The 3,211-nt window shown below is 72.6% G+C and carries 2 protein-coding genes; both read right to left on the reverse strand.

Annotation, left to right across the window (positions count from 1 at the left end):
* Window positions 1-299: hypothetical protein (locus KHO18_RS28015; protein WP_211944299.1), on the reverse strand; the 299-nt coding region annotated here is incomplete at its 3' end.
* A partial coding sequence (locus KHO18_RS28020; RefSeq protein WP_211944300.1) for a baseplate J/gp47 family protein occupies window positions 289-3,211 on the reverse strand: 2,923 nt, incomplete at its 5' end. The genes KHO18_RS28020 and KHO18_RS28015, both read right to left, overlap by 11 nt.

Consider the following 3,211-nt stretch of genomic DNA (forward strand, 5'->3'; position numbering starts at 1 on the left):
GCCTGCGCGGCCATGTCGCCGTCCGCCGGCGCGGCGCGTCCACGTACCAGCAGCGCGTCGCGTGCGCCGCCAAGCTCGAAGCGCCACGCGGCGCGCTCGGGGTCGTGGTCGCGGAAGAAGCTGATCAGCGCATCGTGGCCGGCCGCCGAGTAGACTTCGAAGCCGCGCTCCACGGTCTTGCGGAACCCCTCGTCGCTCATATTGAGCATCGAGTCGATCAGGTCGGCGAAATGGTCCTCGTCGGGCAGTGCGCCCTCGCGGAAATAGCGTTTCAGGGATTCCCGGTTCCTACTGGTCATGTCGCTCCTGCCCGGAAGACGTCGGTGCGGGCCGGCCCACGATAAAGGTACTGCCCACCTCGAGGCGCCGGATGCCGGTGCGCCGCGGCACCAGCGGCCCCACCTCGTCGCGCAGCTCGATCAGGTGGCGGCGCGTGGGCAGCAGCAGGCTCCACGGCTGGGCCGGACGCAGCGTGCGGGCCTCGCCGTTCAGCACTTGCGCCGCGGTATCGCGCAGCGCGTTGAACTGCCGGTCATTGCGCACGATATGGAGCATCGACACCCGTCCCACGGCCGCCACACCGTCCTGCGCGCGCAGGAACGCCTCGAGCGCATCGGCGCGCACGCTCCAGCCGAACTCGGCGCCTAGCCCGTCCGGGTGCCACGGTGACAGATGCTCGACGATGGCCTGGTTCAGCGCCCGCAGCGCCGTGCCGGGATGGTGGCCGCGCGCGAGCTGCACGATGCAGCGCACCTGCGCGCGCTCGTAGGCCGCGTTGCGCACGCGCACGCTGGCACCGGGCGCGGCACAGGATTGCAGGTAGCGCTGCATCGCGTCGAGCATGGCGGCGTCCAGCCGAGGCGCCTCGGTGCTGCTGAACAGATCGCCCGGCTGCGGATACGGCACCACCACGACCAATACCTGGCCGGGCCGGTTGGCCAGGTGGTGGCGGCGCGCGCCGCCCGCGGTAAGCGCGTCGTCGAGCGTGACTTCGTGGTGGGGGAAGCAGCGTACCTTCCAGACCTGCGGGAAGGCGTCCAGCAGCAGCCGCTCGTAGTCCCAGCGGGTCACGGCGCGGCCCTTGTGCCGCAGCCGTTCGGCACCGCGCAGGCGCACCGCCTCGGGCGGGTCGGCGGGGCGCCAGCCCTCGGACGGGCCGACCTGGCAAACCATGCCGAGCCCCGGCAACGCGCGCGCGGCCCGGTTCACCGATCCCGGTGGCAACGCGGTGCCCGGCGCGCCATCGCCGCCCTGCCCCTGCCCGGGCATCTCAGCCGCCAACACGCGCGTAGCGCGCACCGCGTGGCAATGCACGCCGTAGAGCCCGGCCAGCCGCACGAAACCCCAGTCGGCGCTGAGGCGCAGCCAGTATGCTTCGCTCGGCTGCGCCGCGCGCTCGCGCACCATGCCGGCCGGCAGATTCAGTTGCACGATGCCGGAGCGCAGCATGCCCTGCGTGCCATCGGCGATGACCGCGTGCGCGGGCAGCGGCCGCCAGCCATCGGCGTGCCAGGTAGACCAAGACAGTTGCGGCGCGTCGTCGGCCCAGCGGCCGGCGGCCACGTCCCGGCGCAGATGGAAGAACAGGCTCAGCGCGCCCTGTGGGTCGCCACCGTCGCCGGCCAGATCGGCACGCTCGTCGCCATCGAGGCCGATGTAGAGATTGCCGTCCCCAGCGATGGAGGGCAGCAAGCGAGGCGACGGTGCGCCGGCGCGCGTGAGCGGCGCCGTGCCGAACGGATGCACGTGCAGCATCTGCAGCGTGGCGTGGGGGTTGTCCTCGGTGCCAGCGCCATGGAGCGCGATCTCGTCGCTGGCGGTATAGCCGATCGACAGCCCTTCCAGCACCGGCGTGTAGGGTTCGTTCGGCAGCGGGCCGGGGCGCTTCAGGCGCGCGTTGCGCGTGAGCGCATTGGCCAGCAGCGAAGGATACAAAGCATGGCCGAACGCCGCCGGCGGCGCGGCCAGCGGCAGGCGGAAGAAGCCGCTACGCGCTTCGAGCCCATAGACGAATGGCGCGCCAGCGCGCGGCGGGGCGGCGCGATGAAAGCTGCGCAACGCCGTCGAGGGCAGCGTGAGCCGGTGCCGGGATGCCAGCCGCTCGCCGCCGGCGGTGCTGAACAACGGCAGCGCGGGGCCATCGTCGCTGCGCCACTGGCCATCGGCGAGGACTTCCGCCCCGCTGGCGAAGCCCGCTGCGGGCCAGTCGCCGGGATAGCCGTCGTAGTGGGCGGGAAACCCGCCCGCGCCGCCGGGCAGCCCGGACCAGCGGAGGTCGAGATGCAGGCTCTGCAGCGGCTTGCCGGCCAGTTCGGCACTGCCAAAGACGAGGTAGCTGCCGGGTACCGGCGTCGGGCCCCATGGCAGGAACGGCTTCGACGGATCGAGCCGCCCGAGTTGGTTGTACAACACCACGTTGCGGACATCGTGTGCGCTCACGCTGAGCCGCACGGCCCGCACCGCGTATTGCACCAGCAGACCATACGCATAGAGCCGGCTCTGCGTGCGCAGTGTGCACTGCAGCACGGCCTGCGCCGGCCAGCCCGCACCGTGCGCGGCCGGCTGGCATGGCACGATGGCCGGGGCATCGGCGCCGAGGCGCAGCACCAGCTCTACGGCCCCGTCGGCCACGCCATCGGACCCGGGGCGGCGGCAGGCGTACACGTTCTCGACCGCGAGCCAGCCCGTGGCCGCGCTGAGTTGCGCCTGGAAAACGCCATGGAACACGCGGTCGAAGATCAGCGTGCGGTCCGGGCGGGCCGCCGCCGTGCTGGCGTCGCGGGGGGGATGGATCAGGATCAGCGGATCGTCGATCTCCACGCGGCGCGCGGCACGGGCAGGATCGAGCCGGGCGGCATGGGCGCGCAGTGCGGCGAGATCCTCGGCACGCAGATCCTCATCGGCCGCCACCAGCCAGGCTGCGAACAGGCGCCCCAGCCGCTCGGCAAAGCGGTCGGGCGTGGTGCAGGCCAGGCACAGCGCCAGCAGGAAGCTGAGTTGCACGTCACCGTCGAACGACGAAGCGCGCGCCCATGCGTCGCGCGCGAGCACTTCGGGGTCGGCAACGGCCGGCGCAGGCGTGGCGCGCGGCCGGCCGGGGAAATGTTGCTGTTCATGCGCGGCGTAGCGCCGGTAGACCTCGGACAGCCACGCCGCATCGCGCGCGGCGGCCGGCGTGCGCAACGCGCGCTGCAGCGCGTGGTCGTCCGTG

Source organism: Cupriavidus campinensis (genome assembly GCF_905397395.1).
In the GTDB taxonomy this organism is placed as follows: Bacteria; Pseudomonadota; Gammaproteobacteria; order Burkholderiales; family Burkholderiaceae; genus Cupriavidus; species Cupriavidus campinensis.